Annotated in this window: 12 protein-coding genes, 1 tRNA gene and 1 other RNA gene; 7 read left to right on the top strand and 7 right to left on the bottom strand. The window is 64.2% G+C overall.

Annotated features, from left to right (window positions below; all coding sequences use genetic code 11):
- Positions 1–173: 173 nt before the first annotated feature.
- Together CS1BSM3_RS02255 and CS1BSM3_RS02250 are read right to left on the bottom strand one after the other, a co-directional pair.
- The gene (locus CS1BSM3_RS02255) at positions 174–1,745 is read right to left on the bottom strand and encodes a DUF4236 domain-containing protein (RefSeq protein ID WP_072385350.1); all 1,572 of its coding nucleotides are present in this window, start codon (positions 1,743–1,745) and stop codon (positions 174–176) included.
- Positions 1,746–1,923: 178 nt separating this feature from the next.
- Positions 1,924–2,013: transfer RNA gene (locus CS1BSM3_RS02250), tRNA-Ser, on the bottom strand.
- 477 nt (positions 2,014–2,490) lie between these two features.
- Between CS1BSM3_RS02250 and murA the strand changes: the two genes are divergently transcribed.
- From murA to ssrS, 3 genes are all read left to right on the top strand, one after another.
- The gene (gene murA, locus CS1BSM3_RS02245; protein ID WP_072385349.1) at positions 2,491–3,786 is read left to right on the top strand and encodes a UDP-N-acetylglucosamine 1-carboxyvinyltransferase; all 1,296 of its coding nucleotides are present in this window, start codon (positions 2,491–2,493) and stop codon (positions 3,784–3,786) included.
- A gap of 218 nt (positions 3,787–4,004) precedes the next feature.
- A complete protein-coding gene (locus CS1BSM3_RS02240; RefSeq protein ID WP_072385348.1) occupies positions 4,005–4,904 on the top strand; it encodes a DMT family transporter in 900 nt (299 codons plus the stop codon).
- Positions 4,905–4,953: 49 nt separating this feature from the next.
- Positions 4,954–5,116, top strand: a non-coding RNA gene (ssrS, locus tag CS1BSM3_RS02235) — 6S RNA.
- A gap of 404 nt (positions 5,117–5,520) precedes the next feature.
- Here the strand turns inward: ssrS and katG are convergent.
- Complete coding sequence (katG, locus tag CS1BSM3_RS02230; protein WP_072385347.1) at positions 5,521–7,728, bottom strand: catalase/peroxidase HPI; 2,208 nt, start codon at positions 7,726–7,728, stop codon at positions 5,521–5,523.
- Between the two features lie 471 nt (positions 7,729–8,199).
- Between katG and CS1BSM3_RS02225 the strand changes: the two genes are divergently transcribed.
- Positions 8,200–9,153 (top strand): hydrogen peroxide-inducible genes activator, encoded by a 954-nt coding sequence (locus CS1BSM3_RS02225; RefSeq protein ID WP_072385346.1) that lies wholly within the window; start codon positions 8,200–8,202, stop codon positions 9,151–9,153.
- A gap of 8 nt (positions 9,154–9,161) precedes the next feature.
- Here the strand turns inward: CS1BSM3_RS02225 and CS1BSM3_RS02220 are convergent, their stop codons facing one another.
- Positions 9,162–9,641 (bottom strand): CYTH domain-containing protein, encoded by a 480-nt coding sequence (locus tag CS1BSM3_RS02220; RefSeq protein ID WP_072385345.1) that lies wholly within the window; start codon positions 9,639–9,641, stop codon positions 9,162–9,164.
- 224 nt (positions 9,642–9,865) lie between these two features.
- On the opposite strand from CS1BSM3_RS02220, the gene CS1BSM3_RS02215 reads away from it, so the two are divergent.
- From CS1BSM3_RS02215 to CS1BSM3_RS02205, 3 genes are all read left to right on the top strand, one after another.
- Positions 9,866–10,348: a type II 3-dehydroquinate dehydratase gene (locus CS1BSM3_RS02215; protein ID WP_072385344.1), complete on the top strand. Its 483-nt coding sequence runs from the start codon at positions 9,866–9,868 to the stop codon at positions 10,346–10,348.
- 39 nt (positions 10,349–10,387) lie between these two features.
- Positions 10,388–11,401 carry an alpha/beta fold hydrolase gene (locus CS1BSM3_RS02210; protein WP_072385343.1) on the top strand — a complete coding sequence of 338 codons (1,014 nt, stop codon included), beginning with the start codon at positions 10,388–10,390 and terminating at the stop codon, positions 11,399–11,401.
- Positions 11,402–11,708: 307 nt separating this feature from the next.
- Positions 11,709–12,593, top strand: a complete 885-nt coding sequence (locus CS1BSM3_RS02205) for an SAM-dependent methyltransferase (protein WP_083528168.1) — start codon at positions 11,709–11,711, stop codon at positions 12,591–12,593.
- Positions 12,594–12,805: 212 nt separating this feature from the next.
- On the opposite strand, the gene CS1BSM3_RS02200 is transcribed toward CS1BSM3_RS02205, so the two are convergent.
- From CS1BSM3_RS02200 to CS1BSM3_RS02190, 3 genes are all read right to left on the bottom strand, one after another.
- Positions 12,806–13,810, bottom strand: a complete 1,005-nt coding sequence (locus tag CS1BSM3_RS02200; protein WP_072385342.1) for an MBL fold metallo-hydrolase — start codon at positions 13,808–13,810, stop codon at positions 12,806–12,808.
- A gap of 144 nt (positions 13,811–13,954) precedes the next feature.
- Positions 13,955–15,145 carry a KpsE/RkpR family capsule polysaccharide export protein gene (locus tag CS1BSM3_RS02195; RefSeq protein ID WP_072385341.1) on the bottom strand — a complete coding sequence of 397 codons (1,191 nt, stop codon included), beginning with the start codon at positions 15,143–15,145 and terminating at the stop codon, positions 13,955–13,957.
- A gap of 31 nt (positions 15,146–15,176) precedes the next feature.
- A complete protein-coding gene (locus CS1BSM3_RS02190; RefSeq protein WP_072385340.1) occupies positions 15,177–15,857 on the bottom strand; it encodes an ABC transporter ATP-binding protein in 681 nt (226 codons plus the stop codon).

Genomic DNA, 15,857 nt, shown 5'->3' with positions numbered 1-15,857 from the left:
GTGACGTATTTGTAAGGCATTGAGGCAAAAGGGAATTAGTCGAGCCCAGAGGCTGGCGGAGAGAGAGGGACTGTCAGGAGATAGCAGTTAAGGTACTGATGCCGTTGATTCTACTGCGTTTCCGGCTCCGATTGGGGTGGTATTCTGGGGTGGCGAGATGGGCAGTGGCAGGCCTATTGAGGGGTCTTAGTGCGCCTGGGTTGGGTTGCGACACATTCGGCATAGCAAGCAGTTCGGTTGAAGGGCTGCTCAAGCTTTACCGCCAACTTCAGTTGCGTTGAGCAATGGCTCTTGCAGACATCAACGGAGGCGGAGGGCTTAGTGCTCGCCCCTTTGCTTGGCGATGGATGCGGTTGAGGCGCTACGATTGTGAGGTTTGGGCTGACACTCACGCGCCACTCATCGAGCCCGGTTCGGGTATTGGGGCCGCGAGACTGTGCATTCTTTGCCGGAGTGGGTGCCGTGGCAGCAGGAGGGGGCACCACCGTGGGGCGCTCCACCTTCGCCACCGCTGGAGACCGTGAAGGGGACGGACCGCGGGCCCCTAGTGCGATCACGCAAGCAATGCCAAGGCCAATCGCGATGATGGCTGCCCTTCTACTCCAACCGCTGGAGCTTCTAGCAGGCGACGGCCGTGCATCCCCTGGCATCAGCGGAGCTGCTGACTCCTCTTGTGCTCCAAACTTCGAGAGCGATCGAGCAGCGACGGCAAATGCACTAGCGCCGCCCGCTCTTGAAAACGTGACAAGCTCATTCAGTCCGCTGTGGCTGGTCAAATGCAGCTCTTCATAGCGACAGATCGGGAGCCGCTTGTTGAATGCAAACCGTCGATCAGGGCCGCCCTTCTTATTGGGATGCTGCCATGTGTGATCCACGACTTGCGCATCCATTGGCACAGCGCCGTTCTCGATATGCAGCACGCCACGAGCATCTAGCCCAAGCTCGGCATATGGGATCGCCCCCGCGCTGCCGCTCTCGATGACCAACACGAAGTCGGGAAAGAAGTAGAGGCCCTGTTTGCCCACATTCAAGTGCGGAGGGTCGAGGTTGCATTTGATCTCCGTAGGCAGCGTCAACTTCGGTGAAATCACGGTGCTCTTGATGAGCTTGTCCGCGCCAGCATGTCGCTTCCATGTGTGGAGGTCCGCGACGCGGCCTGCCGCTGAGATGTGCCACGACTTCGCAGATCTCGACATCTGCTCGAATGCAGCTATCAACTCTCTGTAGGCGGCAAGCACGGGCGGCTCTAGATTGTAGAAGAGCACTGTCGTTCGTCTATGGCCATCCAGCCACTTTCCAATCGCATAGGCTGGTAGAATGGCCAGGAGCGGCACAGCATTAGCGACGCCCAGCGCTATCCATGCGGCTATGCCTCCGACTGACCATCCAAGTATGGACGATAGCCGGACCTGTCGGCACTTCCGGTTGATCTCGTCAATCACATCCTGGAAACGCACATCGGTCATCGCGAGGACGTCGCCGCTTTCGATCTCCTCCATTGCGACGTTGTCAACAAACGAGACCGCGGCCTGGTGTGGACGGACCGATGCGGGTGGCGTCCTATCGCCTGCACGCCCGATTGCTGCGCGATAGTAGAAGCCGCTTGCTCCCGCATGGATGTAGTGCCCGCGGGGTCCTGTGCCGACGCGCAACCCACGCACGCCAACGGACAGCCCTATGCCCGATTTCGAGAGGTTGAAGCGGAACGGTCCGACTGTAATGGACTTGCGGAGGTAGAATGCCATGAATGCCCCTTCAATAATTGGGGCAGTGTATGGCCTCCGACAGATTCGATCTCGTGGCGGCGATGGTCAGCTGTTTGCTCCCGTTGATTGTCCACAGCTTCCAATGGCATGGAAGCCTACCGCGGGGGGAGCGCTAGCAGGTGCTCGTCGATGCGGCCCTATCACCCGGTCAAAAGCCTGGCGGAGAGAGAGGGATTCGAACCCTCGGTACGCTTTCACGTACACACGCGTTCCAGGCGTGCGCCTTAAACCACTCGGCCACCTCTCCTCGGCGCCAGGACCGGCCGCCGGGCGCAACCTCTAAAGGATTTCGTCGATTCTGCAAGCCATGGCCAACTCGGGCCAGCACTGCCACCGAGCATGGCCTGGCTCTCCGACCAAAGACCCTTCGTGAAGGGGGCCTTACCCCGTGCCAGGGGGAAGTCCGGTGATGGCAGGCACGGGAGCTGCGCGGGGCGAAACCTGGCGTCGTGGCGTGCAGGCCAAGGCGCGGCAGTGGATGCAACCCTGACGAGCGGCCTCCGCCGGGCGGCTGCCTTGCCCTTGTCGGCGGCCTGCGGCTCTGTCAAACACGGATAAATGTGGCGAGAGTCGCGTCGCAGTGACCGCCCGCGGTGGTCCGTACTTTGATTGCAGGACCTGGCGGAAGAGGCCGCAGCTCCGGCGCCGCCGGGCCGCCATTATGCCGCCGTAAGGCAGCTCCGCGGTGAAGCGCGGACGCGGCGGGGAGCAGGGAAGGGGACCTATGGACCGGATCAGGATCACTGGAGGACAGCGGCTCAAGGGGACGATCCCCATCTCGGGCGCCAAGAATGCTGCCCTGCCGCTGATGATCGCGAGCCTGCTCACGAGTGACCGGCTGACGCTGAAGAATGTCCCGAACCTCGCGGACGTCAATCTGCTGGCGCGCATCCTGCGCAACCACGGCGTCGACCACTCCGTCGACGGCAAGCGCGCCAATGCCGATCCCCATCTCCTCGGCGAGACCTTTCATTTCACGGCGCGCGACATTGTCGATACGACGGCGCCTTACGAGATGGTCTCGCGCATGCGCGCGAGCTTCTGGGTGCTCGGCCCGCTGCTGGCGCGCGCGGGCGAGGCGCGCGTGTCGCTTCCCGGCGGCTGCGCCATCGGCACGAGGCCGGTCGACCTGCACCTGCTCGGCTTGAAGGCGCTCGGCGCCGAGATCGACATCGATGCGGGATACGTTGTGGCCAAGGCGCCGAAGGGCGGGCTCAGAGGCGCGCGCGTCGTGATGCCGAAGGTGTCGGTCGGCGCGACGCACAATGTGCTGATGGCGGCGAGCCTCGCGCGCGGCGAGACCGTGATCGAGAATGCGGCGCGCGAGCCCGAGGTCGCCGACGTCGCTCAGTGCCTCATGAAGATGGGCGCCAAGATCGACGGGATCGGCACGTCGACGCTCAGGATCGAGGGGCGCGACAGGCTCGAGGGCGCGACGCATCACGTGCTGCCCGATCGTATCGAGACGGGCACCTACGCCTTTGCCATTGCGGCGACCGGCGGCGACGTGGTGCTCGAGGGCGCGCGCAAGGAGCTGCTCGAGACGGCACTCGACACGCTGCAGCAGACCGGCGCGACGGTCGAGGAGACGGCAGAGGGCGTGCGCATTGCGCGCAATGGCAATGCCATCGAGCCTGTCAGCATCGAGACGCAGCCCTTCCCGGGCTTCCCGACGGATCTTCAGGCGCAGCTCATGGCGCTGATGACGCGGGCCAAGGGCACGAGCGTGATCCGCGAGACGATTTTCGAGAACCGATTCATGCACGTGCAGGAGCTCGCGCGGCTCGGTGCGGACATCCGTCTGCACGGTGATTCCGCCACCATCCGCGGTGTCGGCACGCTGCGCGGCGCGCCTGTCATGGCGACGGACCTGCGGGCTTCCGTGTCGCTCGTCATTGCCGGGCTCATGGCCGACGGCGAGACCATGATCAACCGCGTGTATCATCTCGACCGCGGCTTCGAGCGGCTCGAGGAGAAGCTCTCGCGCTGCGGCGCCCACATCGAGCGGCTCACGGGCTGAGGCCTCTAGTGTCCCGATTCCGAAGTTCGTCATACCTCAATGCAAGTGTCGGGAGCGAACTATCGGAATCAAAAGGGACACTAGGATCACAATCTTGCTAGTGTGATTCAGATCGAGAAATTCGCTCGATACCGTGCCGCGAGTGGCGGCGAATTTCTCGATCATCACACTCGCGCGGGGCCGCCCCGCATCCCCTGGGAATTGGAAAGCTGGATCGCATGTCGACCTCGGATGTCAGGTCATCGTCCGTGCAGGCCTATGCTTTGCTGGCGCTGGCCGGCCTCTGCTGGTCGGGCAATCATGTGCTCGGCCGCGCGATCGCGGGGCAAGTACCGCCGGTCGGCATCTCGGCATTGCGCTGGGTACTTCCCTGCATCATCGCGGGACTTCTCGCGCGCAATCACCTCGGCCGCGACTGGCCGGTCATCAAGACGCACTGGAAGGCCATACTGGTGCTCGGCCTCACGGGCGGCGCGCTCTTCAGTGCGCTCCAGTATGTCGGGCTGCAGTACACGAGCGCGGTGAATGTCTCCGTGCTCAATTCGCTCGGACCGGTGTTCATCGTCGCGGCGGTGGCGATCATGTTCGGCGAGACCATGCGGCCGATCCAGTATGCGGGCATCGCGGTCTCGCTCGCCGGCGTGCTGTTCATTGTGACGCGTGGCGAGCCGGCGATGCTGGCCACGATGTCGTTCAACTACGGCGATCTCATCATTCTGTTCAACATGGGCGTGTGGGCTGTCTATTCGGCCTGCCTGCGTTTTCGTCCGAGCATTCACTGGACGAGCTTCATGTTCGTCTTCGCGCTGATCGCTGCCTTGGGTACGCTGCCCTTTGCCATGCACGAGTATCAGCAGGGCATACGCTTTGCGCCGACGCTCACGACGCTTCTCACGATCGTTTATGTCTCGATTTTTCCGAGCCTGGTTGCCTACATGTCGTGGAACCGCGGCGTGGAGCTGATCGGCCCGAACCGGGCGGGTGCGCTGTTGCACCTGGTTGCGCTCTACAGCGCGGTCCTGGCGGGGTTCTTCCTCGGCGAGCGCCTTGCAGCCTTTCACGTGATCGGTTTCGCGCTGATTTTGGCTGGGGTCACGTTGGCCGCCCGCAAGACCTGAGGGGCGGCGCCCCTTGGAAATGGGGCCGAACTGGCTTACTTCTTGGGGTGCAGGGCTGCGGGGTGCGTTAGGGCTATACGACCCGGGGGCCTATAAGATCCGCTTGGGAGCTGTCCCTGGCCGGGATCCTGGTTCCGGACACACGGCGCCCACCTACATCATTGTAGGGACCACGCGGGTTCGTCCGCCGCGACGGCCTTCGCGGCTCTGCATCTTTCATTATTTTGTTTGCCGCGGCCTGCCGGGAAGAGGCGCTATCGCTTTCCCGCGCGGTGCTATGCCCGCGGCGGCAAGAGCGACAGCGATCGCTTGGGATCGCGGGCTGCCGGGAAGAGGCGCTGTGGTTTCCTGGTACGGCCTACCGGCCGGCGCGCAGTCGCGCGCTCATGACTGTTGTGCGCCGGTGCCAATTAATTGCGTCCCCTCGCTGGCGAGCGGACAGCGCTCGCGTGTGACGCCGTTCTTCCTCCTCTCCCCATTGTCTTCAATGGGGAGAGGGTGAGGGGCGGCGGCATACGCCAACGTCGGCACAAGTCCCCGCCCCTCATCCTAACCTTCTCGTCGCGCCAGAGGCGCGCTTCCAGCGCGACAAGGACGGGGAGAAGGGATACTTTGATCAGGCCGCGAGGTCGAAGCGGTCGAGGTTCATGACCTTCGCCCATGCCGCCACGAAGTCCTTGACGAACTTCTCCTTGGCATCCGAGCTGGCATAGACCTCGGCGAGCGCGCGCAGCACCGAGTTCGAGCCGAACACGAGATCGACGCGCGAGCCCGTCCACTTGACCTCACCGGTCTTGCGGTCGCGACCTTCGAACACGTCCTTGGCGTCGGAGACCGCCTTCCACTCCGTGCACATGTCCAGCAGGTTCACGAAGAAGTCGTTGGTCAGCGCGCCGGGCTTGTCGGTCAGCACACCGTGCTTGGAGCCGCCTGCGTTGATGTTGATCGCGCGCAGGCCACCGATCAGCACGGTCAGCTCGGGCGCGGTCAGCGTGAGAAGCTGCGCCTTGTCGATCAGCAGATGCTCGGCCGGCACGACATAGCGGGCCTTCTCGTAGTTGCGGAAACCGTCCGCAACCGGCTCGAGATAGGAGAAGGACTCGACGTCGGTCTGTGCCTGCGAGGCATCCGCGCGGCCCGGTGCGAACGGCACGGTCACGTCGTGTCCGGCCGCCTTCGCCGCCTGCTCGATGCCGGCGTTACCCGCGAGCACGATCAGATCGGCGAGCGAGACCTTCTTGCCGCCGCTCTGGTCCTGATTGAACTCGAACTGGATGCGCTCGAGCGCCTTCAGAACCTTGGAGAGCTGCTCGGGCTGGTTGACTTCCCAGTCCTTCTGCGGGCTGAGGCGGATGCGCGCGCCGTTTGCGCCGCCGCGCTTGTCGCCGCCGCGGAAGGTCGACGCCGAGGCCCAGGCCGTGCCCACGAGCTCCGACACGCTCAGGCCGGATGCGAGCACCTTCGCCTTGAGCGCGGCAGCGTCCGCATCGTTGATCAGCGGATGATCGACGGCCGGCACCACATCCTGCCAGATCAGCTCTTCCTTCGGCACTTCCGGGCCGATGTAGCGCGAGCGCGGTCCGAGATCCCGATGGGTGAGCTTGAACCAGGCGCGGGCGAACGCCTCGGCGAAGGCCTGCGGATCTTCGAGGAAGCGACGCGAGATCTTCCCGTACTCGGGATCGAAGCGCAGCGAGAGGTCGGTCGTCAGCATCCTCGGCTTGCGCTTCTTGGAGGGATCGTGCGCCTCGGGGATGATCTCGCCTGCGTCCTTGGCGATCCACTGGTTGGCGCCGGCCGGGGACTTCTCCAGCTCCCATTCGAACTTGAACAGGTTCTCGAAGAAGAAGTTGCTCCACTGTGCGGGCGTCTGCGTCCAGGTGACCTCGAGGCCGCTGCCGATAGCGTCCGCGCCGTGGCCGGTGCCGAAGTTGCTGGCCCAGCCGAAGCCCTGCGCTTCGAGATCGGCGGCTTCGGGATCCGCTCCCTTGTGGGATTCCGCAGAGGCGCCATGGGTCTTGCCGAAGGTGTGGCCGCCGGCGATGAGCGCAACGGTCTCCTCGTCGTTCATGGCCATGCGCTTGAAGGTCTCGCGGATGTCCTTCGCCGCTGCGATGGGGTCGGGATTGCCGTCAGGGCCTTCCGGATTGACGTAGATGAGGCCCATCTGGACGGCCGCAAGCGGGTTCTCCAGATCGCGCTCGCCGGAATAGCGGCTGTTCGGGTTCTTGCTCAGCGCGAGCCAGGTGGTCTCGCGGCCCCAATAGACGTCCTCGTCCGGCTCCCAGGTGTCCTCGCGACCGCCGGCAAAGCCGAACGTGCGGAAGCCCATGGTCTCCAGCGCGACGTTGCCGGTGAGGATCAGCAGGTCGGCCCAGGAGATGGCCTGCCCGTACTTCTGCTTGATCGGCCACAGCAGACGGCGGGACTTGTCGATATTGACGTTGTCCGGCCAGCTATTGAGCGGTGCAAAGCGCTGCTGCCCGCGACCGCCGCCGCCGCGGCCGTCGCCGATGCGGTAGGTGCCGGCGCTGTGCCACGCCATGCGGATGAACTGCGGGCCGTAATGGCCGAAGTCGGCCGGCCACCAGGACTGCGAGTCGGTCATCAGCTTGCGCAGATCGTTCTTCAGCGCGGTGTAGTCGAGCTTCTTGAACTCGTCGCGGTAGTTGAACGTCCGGCCCAGCGGATCGGACTTCGACGAGTGCTGGCTCAGCAGGTCGAGGCGAAGCTGGTTCGGCCACCAATGGCGGTTCGCCGTGCCGCCGCCGGCAATCGGCGCCGAGCCCGAGAATGGGCATTTGTCTTCGCTACTTCCGTCCATGTTTCTCTCCGTTCGTGATCCGTAATTTTCTTCGAGGTTCCGAGTGGAAGTCTTGTGACAGCGGGACGTCGCGCCCGGCACTTTCCCCAGCTTGGCGGGTCCGCTGTACGCCCCTAGTGCCCCGCTTCCGAAGTTCGCTTGACCTCGCTGCCAGTGTCCCGTCGCGAGAGGGTGGCGAATTTCTCGATCATTCACACTAGGGGCGGATGATCTTCTGCATCCTTGAGTCTATGCGTCCTTCTGCAGCGCCCTTGCCTTGATCTGCTTCAAGGCGCGCGTCGCCCCTCGCGTGACGGCCGGAAATCGAGATCCGGCAGCGCGGAGCCGTTGCGCCGGCAGGCCTTGTCGGCCCTGGCTCCCAGGCCATTGCGCCTTCCTCCCAGAAACTAGAAGCACTCCAAACTCTAGGGGGCCTTGCCCTCATGGTCCAATCGCATTAACTTCGGGTGACGATAAGAAATTCTGATCGATATGATCTCCCTGAAGCAGCTTCGCTATCTCGACGCGATCGCGCGCCACGGCCACTTCGGCAAGGCGGCGGCGCAGTGCGCGGTCTCGCAGCCGGCGCTGTCCATGCAGATCCAGGAGCTGGAGCAGGAGCTCGGCGTGCAGCTCGTGGAGCGGCGGCGCCAGGGCGCCCAGCTCACGCCCGCAGGCCGCGAGATCGCGCGCCGCGCGCAGCGGGTTCTGAATGAGGTGCGCGATATCGGCGATTTCGCCCGGCAGTCGCTGGAACCGCTTTCGGCACCCATCCGTCTCGGCGTGATCCCGACCGTTGCGCCTTATGTGCTGCCGGCGCTGCTGCCGCTGGTCAACGCGGGCTATCCGCAACTCGTGCTGCGCCTGCGTGAGACGCACACACAGCAGCTCATGGCCGAGCTCATCGACGGCACGCTCGACCTCCTGCTGCTGGCGCTTCCCGTCGAGCATCCCGAGATCGAGACCTTGCGGCTCATCGAGGACCGCTTCCTGCTCGCCATGCCGCCGGGACGCAAGCTCGGCGGTCGCGTTCGGGCGACGCCCGAGCTTTTCGCGCACGATCGCCTGCTGCTGCTCGAGGAAGGCCACTGCCTGCGGGACCAGGCGCTCGCCTTCTGCCATCTGCGTCAGGCGGAGGGAGTGGATACGTTCGGCGCCTCGAGCCTCTCGACGATCGTGCAGATGGTCGCGAACGACATGGGGCTCACGTTCCTGCCCGAGATCAGCATCGGCGTGGAGGCTATGGGCGGGCGGGTGAGCATCGGCCGCTTTGCCGATCCCGAGCCGTCGCGCACGCTCGGCCTTGCGTGGCGCACTACGTGTCCGCGGAAGGAAGACTTCGTCGCGCTCGGCGCGTTGGTCGTCGAGGCCGTGCGGCAGTGTCAGCGGCCAGCGGCGGCATTCGTCGCGGGGCGGCGGGTGCGTGAACGGCGCGCAGAGACTTAGCGAGAGACTTAGCGTTCTCGCGCCCAGCTCACATACGGACGCTTGGCGAGATCGGCATTGTAGAAGCGGCGGTCGCCGGTGACTTCCTCGCCGAGCCAGTCGGGGTGCTCGAAGACGCGATCGGACTTGTCCAGCTCGATCTCGGCGATGACGAGGCCGGCATTCTCGCCATCGAAGACGTCGATCTCCCAGTTGAGGCTGCCCATCGGGACGATGTGGCGGACCTTGCTGATGATCGAGCCTTCGCGCTGAAGCATGAGCTCCTCGGCATCGGCAACGGGGATCGCATACTCGTACTCGTGGCGCTCCATGCCCGAGCGCGCGGCCTTGATGGTGAGCGTACCGGCCTCGTCGCCGTCGATGCGCACGCGAATGGACAGGCGGCCGTTCTTGGTGAGGTACGCCTGGCGCAGGCGGCGCGTGCGGGCGACGAGGGGCCTCCAGCCATCACCTTTCACGCGGAATTTTCGCTCGATCTCCAGGGCCATGGGAACGCGTGCATTCTCGCTCTGATAGTCTCGATAAACCTGGGCCCCTCTGTACCCGCTGACATCCCGCGCGGCAACTGCTGCGGTCCGATCCGCGGCAATGTCGCCTCGGCCGGGCCGTGATCCGATCGACTGAACACGGATTTCGGGGTTGCCAAGCCTGTTGCATGAACGCGGGCAGCCGTCTCATTCTGAGAACAAAGGTAAATGAAGGGAGGGACCCAATGCCGACGCGCCTGATGATCCTCAATGGACCGAACCTCAATCTGCTGGGTATTCGCGAGCCGCACATCTACGGGTCGACGCGGCTCGATGCTATCGAGCGTAGTTGCCGCGAGTTCGCTGAGCTGCTGGACGTGCAACTCGAGTTCCATCAGTCCAATCACGAAGGTGTCATCGTCGATCTCATTCAGGCGGCGCGCGAGCGTGCGGATGCCATCATCATCAATCCGGCGGGGCTGTCCTTCACGTCCATACCCATCATCGATGCCATCAAGATCTTCGAAGGCCCGGTGATCGAGCTGCACATCTCGAACATCCATGCACGCGACGAGCTGCATCGCCATTCGAAGGTCTCGGGCTCGGTCAAGGCGGTCATCTGTGGGCTCGGGCCATATGGCTACATCACGGCCATGCAGGCGGCGGTGCAGTCACTCGGGCGCATTCCGAATTCATTTCCGGCACCCGTCAGGATCGGACCGGTGTAGGCTGGCGCCCGGGATGATGTTTGGCGAAGGGGGATCAGCGTGGCGGATTATGAGACATTCGAACTTGGGCCTCTGTCGCTTCAGCGCGGGCTGACGCTGCCGAAGGCCCATCTCGCCTACAAGACGTATGGCCAGCTCGCGCCGGACAAGTCGAATGTCATTCTCTATCCGACGTCGTACGCGGCACATCACACGGACATCGACTGGCTGATCGGCCCGGGGCGGGTGCTCGATCCCAATCGGTACTTCATTATCATTCCGAACCAGCTCGGCAACGGGCTCTCCTCCTCGCCGAGCAATCTCGCCGAGCCGTTCGGCGTCGGCCGCAATCCAGTCTTCACGCATTGGGACAACGTGCACGCCCAGGAGCGATTGTTGCGCGAGCGCTTCGGCGTGACGAAGCTGGCGCTCGTCTATGGCTGGTCCATGGGCGGTCAGCAGGCGCTGCACTGGGGCGCGATCTTCCCCGATCGGGTGGAGCGTCTGTGCGCCGTATGCACCTCGGCCCGCACAAGCCCCCATAACAAGGTGTTTCTCGAAGGAATCCGCGCGACGCTGACCGCCGATGGTGCCTGGCGCGACGGGCGCTTCATCGAGCGCCCGATCAGGGCACTGAGGGCCTTCTCGCGCGTCTATGCGAGCTGGGCCATGAGCCAGGCCTTCTATCGGGAAAAGCTCTGGGCGACGATCGGGTACACCTCGCTCGAGGACTATCTCGTGCGCGCCTGGGAGGGGAACTATCTGCGCCGCGCCGCCGAGGACCTGCTCTCGATGATCGAGACCTGGTATCAGTCTGATATCTCCGACAACCCGATCTACGGCGGGAACCTCGAGGCGGCGCTCGAGGCCATCAAGGCGCGCGCGATCATCATGCCCTCGACGACGGATCTCTACTTTCCGCTCGCCGATGGCGAAGCCGAGACGCGCCTCATGCCCAACGCGGAGCTACGACCGATCGAGTCCATCTGGGGGCATCGAGCCGGCAATCCCGTGCAATGCCCGGAGGACGAAGCCGTGCTGCGTCGTGCGGTAGAGGATCTGCTGGCGCATTGACGCCGGACGTCCCGGCAGCGAAATTGGCACACGTGGTATCGAGCATATCGATAACCATGTCTTCCGACGGCTGCCGGATTCGGCCGCAATTCCTGGCTATCGAGCACCTTGTCAGATGCGCAATGTGAGGTCTCACCGAGAATTTACCTGCCGATCCCTTTGCCTGTCTCAGGACACCGATAGTCTACTCGCCGACAGTTCCGTCGCATCGCGGCGGCGCGGCTTCACTCGAAACGAATACCCGGCGGCGAGGTCCGTCCTCGCCGATCGATCCTGACAACCACGATCCAGAACGAGGAAATCCAGCATGGACAGAGTTCCGACGCGCGCATCTTCAAGGCCTGCCCGGGCACTGGCGGCGGCCGCCGGTTGGTCGGGGAAAGCCCGCGCAGGCCTGGCAATATTCGCCAGCGTTCTGCTGGTTGCGACGGCACTGTCGTCGGTCGCACAGGAGCAGAGCAACAAGAGCGGAGCGTTCGAGCCTCAGGTCGGTCAGGCCGGCAAGGACGTGGTGTGGGTGCCGACCCCGCAGAGCCTCGTCAACAAGATGCTCGAGATCGCCAAGGCGACGCCGCAGGACTATCTGATCGATCTCGGCTCGGGTGACGGGCGCACCGTGATCACGGCGGCGCAGAAGGGCTTGACGGCCCGCGGCATCGAATACAACCCGCAGATGGTCGAGGTGGCGCAGAAGGCCGCCAAGGCCGCGGGCGTCGCCGATAGGGCGACCTTCGAGAAGGCCGATCTCTTCGAGAGCGATTTCTCGAAGGCCCAGATCATCACGATGTTCCTGCTGCCTTGGATCAACGAGAAGCTCGCACCGAAGCTCCTCGAGCTGAAACCCGGCACGCGCATCGTTTCGAATACGTTCCAGATGGGCGACTGGCAGGCCGACGAGACGGCGACGGTCACCGACGACTGCACGAACTACTGCAAGGCATTGCTGTGGATCGTGCCCGCGAAGGCTGCCGGCTCGTGGCAGCTCGGCGAGGCCGAGCTGCAGCTCGAGCAGAAGTATCAGATGCTGAGCGGCAAGCTCGGCCCGACTGAGATCACGGATGGGCGCGTGCGCGGCACCGAGGTCAGCTTCAACGTCGGCGATGCCAAGTACACGGGCAAGATCGAGGGCAAGACCATGTCGGGCACCGTCAGCGGTGGCCGGAACGGCAACTGGACCGCGACGCAGAAGTAGCTGCCCGATCCGCGAGGCGTGAAATGAGAGGGGCCGGCGCTTTAAGCGCCGGCCCCTTTGCTTTTGTATCGCGCCCGAACTCATCCCTCCCCCCTTGTGGGGGAGGTTAGGAGGGGGGGATTGCAGAACAATTGTTGTCGGGATTCCCCCCACCCCTAACCCCTCCCCACAAGGGGGAGGGGAATCACGCTTCGATTTTGATTGAACAGTCCCTACAGCGCCATGTTCATCGGCGCCGCGATGTAGCGGAAGCCGTCGCCGCTCTTGACGACGTGCCCATGGCCCGGCCACGGGAAATGATAGGCGACGAGCGGGATCTTGTTGGCGGCGAGCATGTCGAGAATGCGCACGCGCGAGCCCGCCGATTGCTTCGGATCGGTGTCATAGGCGAACTCGAGGCGCGGCTTCTCGACGAGAAGCACGTGATGGTGCGTGAGATCGCCGATGGCGGCCAGCGACTTGCCCTCGGAGGTGATCATGAAGATCGTATGCCCGACCGTGTGGCCCGGCGCCGAGATGGCCTGAATGCCCGGCACGAACTCCTGTCCGTCCTTGACGAACACGATCCGGTCGCGAACGGGGAGCAGGTTCTTGCGCGCGCCCTCGACGAACGGCTTCATGTAAGCCGGATCCTTCAGCGCGAGCTTGGCTTCGTCGGTCCAGAAGTCGAAGTCCGCCTGCGAGATGTAGATCTGCGCATTGGGGAAGTTCGGCTTGCCGTTGTCATTCATGATCCCCCAGACGTGATCGCAATGCGCGTGCGTCGCGAGGATGCCGTCGACGTCGGCCGGATCGATGCCGGCGGCCTTCAGCGTCGCCATGAGCTTGCCGGTCGTCGGGCCGAACATGGTCGAAGAGCCCATGCCGGTGTCGACGATGTAGAGTTTGTCGCCGGTGTTCACGACGAGGATGTTCTGCTCGAGCACCGCGTTCGTCGGCGAGAGGAAGTTGTCCGTCAGCATCTTGGTGACGTCTTCCTTGCTCGTGCCGAGGAAGGCGCCGGAAGGATCGCCGAGCGGGAGCGGGCCGTCCGACACCATGGTCATCTGCATTTTCCCGTGCGGGAAACGATAGAAGTAAGGTGCCTGCGTGGTCGCGAACGGCGCTTTGGCATGCGCGAGGGGAGGGCGAAATGCGCCTGTATAGGCAGCGGCCGCGGTAAGACCGGCGCCCGCGAGCAGACTGCGACGCGAAAGCGAAAGGGCTTCTTTGGACATTAGTTCCTCCATGTCAGCTTATGGTGCCTGACAACGCCCCATTAAAGCATCATTGCGCCACCTTCGTGGTCCGCTGACGATCCGTGCAGGATCAAATATTCGGGACTGCTGCCGCGGTGGCTGGGTCCGACTTATGGCGGAGGCTCAGGCTACGTGATCGCGCACGGCGAGGCCGATCAGCACGGCAAGACCCCAGATGCAGAAGAGCCCGACGAGCACGATCAGCGTGTTGAGCAGGCTCTTGGGATAGAGGGGGTGCTGCGGCAAGGACGGCGCGACGATGGTCGCGAGGTAGCGCTGTTGGCGGGCGGCATCGAAGCGCACGCGTTCGAGCGAGCCCATGGCCGAGACGTAGGCCTTCTCGGCGAACTCGCGATCGATGGTGAGCGCCTCGTAGTCGGCGATCAGGCCGCCGATGGTGGAATCGTCGGCGGCGGTCGCTGAGGTCGCGGCGCGGCTGCGCTCCTCGTCGATCTGCTTCTCGAGGGCCTTGATGACACTGCGCTGGTAGACGACGGTCGGCGCGTTCTCGGCGAGCTGCTGGCGCATGGTCTGCAGGCGCGCACGCGCACTCGTGAGCTCGCCCTGGAGGGTCTCGATGATCTGCTGGCGCGCTTCCGCCTTCTTGCGCGGGTCGATCTCCTGGCGCTCCTCGCGGAAGGTTCTGACGGCGAGGCGGGCAAGGCGCAGGCGCGCTTCCGATTGCGCGAGCTCCTGCTCGGCCATCTTGACGGCATCGGCGCGGGCGCGGGCCGAGAGATCGTTGATGAGGTGCTCGCTCTGCTTGAGGATGGCATTGGCGAGCTGGAGCGCGTCGTCCTGCCGGAAGGCGCGCGTCTGGAGCGTGACGATCTGCGAGGTCGTGTCGAAGCCGATCGAGACCATGCGGCGCCAGTAGAGAATGATCTTCTCCATGGGCAGGTCCGTATCGAGGCGGGCCCAGAAGTCGGCCTCGGGGCGCGAGAAGACGGCCTTGTAGTTCATCTCCGTGTGGAGCCGGTCGAGGAGCTGGCGGCTGCGCACGAAGTCGATGAGGACATAGGCATCGGTGATGGTCGCTGCGGGGGCGACGCTGATCAGTCCGAGCAGATCGTTCGGTGCCTGGGTCGTGGTGGCGCTGCGAACGGAAAAGCGCGCCTCGGCGGCGTATTGGTTCGTGGCGAAGAAGGTGAAGTAGGCCGCAACGATCAGCGTCGGAAGGGCCACGGCGAGAAGGAACGAGGCCACGATGATACGCCAACGCCAGCGCTGCCCGGCGCCGAGTGTAGCGGGTGCGGCTTCGAGCGTGGCAGGCGCACTTGTTTCGGGCGGCTTGGTCTTCAGCGTGTGCACCATGGGCGGATGCCTCCCTCCGACGCGTACGCGCTCATGCCGCGGTGCTGCCCGGCGATCGCGCGAGCCCCATGAGCTGCTTGTGGGCGGCGATACCCTTCTCGATGTCGTCGTAGAGCGTGATGGTGCCGTCGTGGACGAGAGCGGCCATGTCGCAGTAGCTGCGCAGCGTGCTGACGCTGTGCGAGACCATGAGGATGCGTGCGTCCACGAGCTTCTCCTTGAAGGCTGCGCGACACTTCTCCTTGAAGCGGTCGTCGCCGACCTCGGTGATCTCGTCGACCAGATACCAGTCGAAGGAGATGGCCATGCTGATGGCGAAGGCGAGCCGCGCGCGCATGCCCGAGGAGTAAGTCGCAACCGGCATCGCGAAGAAGGCGCCGAGCTCGGAGAAGTCGCGGACGAAGTCGAGAATGCGGTCGGTATCCTGGCCGTAGATGCGGGAAATGAAGCGCGTATTGTCGATGCCGGTCGTGCTGGCGTTGAAGCCGCCGGCAAAGCCGAGCGGCCAGGAGACGCGGCCCTCGGTGAGGATATGCCCGCGGTCGGGGCGCTCGGCACCGGCAATGAGGCGCAGGAGCGTGGACTTGCCGGCGCCGTTCTGGCCGATGACGGCGATGTTGCGGCGCTCGAAAGTGAGAGTGGTGTCGCGGAGCACGTGCTTGCGGCCGCGGCCGACCTTGTAGGACTTGCTGACCTCGATCAGGCGGATCAT

It is taken from the genome of Hyphomicrobium sp. CS1BSMeth3 (assembly GCF_900117415.1).
In the GTDB taxonomy this organism is placed as follows: Bacteria; Pseudomonadota; Alphaproteobacteria; order Rhizobiales; family Hyphomicrobiaceae.
The sequence above is the reverse complement of the archived record's forward strand: the minus strand, read 5'-3'. Positions and strand labels throughout refer to the sequence as shown.